The sequence below is a fragment of the Paraburkholderia sp. EG304 genome, from assembly GCF_046543485.1.
Lineage (GTDB): Bacteria > Pseudomonadota > Gammaproteobacteria > Burkholderiales > Burkholderiaceae > Paraburkholderia > Paraburkholderia youngii.
On sequence record NZ_JBKGUA010000313.1, the window covers coordinates 1 to 490 of the forward strand.

The window sequence follows — 490 nt, forward strand, 5'->3', positions numbered from 1 at the left end:
GTTGTCAAGTGGTCGGTGATCCGCATGAGCGGTCCATGATGTGCCTCCGTTATGGGTCAGGAGTTTTGCTCGGCCTGTACTGCGTGGCGACGAGCCAACTCGTCGGCGTTGGCGACCACCTTGTCGCGGGTGAGCGGGTAGCCCAGCATGAGCAGGGCAGCGCCGAGGCAGCAGATCGTCGGGATGGCGGTGGCGAGCGTGTACAGGTGATTGACGACGGACTCCGACTGAACGGCACCACCTTGGGAGGAGGACTGGTAGCCGATCATCGTCAGCATGGCTCCGCCGATTCCACCGGCAATGGCCTGGGCAAGCTTGCGGGCGAAGGAGTTCACGCCATAGATGACACCGTCTTCACGCTCCCCGGACATGACCTCCTGGGCATCGATGACGTCGGTAATGAAGGCCCACACCATGAGGTTGAACACGCCGGCGCCAAGTGAGCCGAAGAAGAGGTCAACAAGGAAAATCCAGGGGCTGTGGGTGTGGA

General features: G+C 61.6%; 1 protein-coding gene. It reads right to left on the reverse strand.

What is annotated here, in order from left to right:
* Positions 1-56: 56 nt before the first annotated feature.
* Positions 57-490: MFS transporter (locus tag ACLFKU_RS44045; protein ID WP_410853430.1), on the reverse strand; the 434-nt coding region annotated here is incomplete at its 5' end.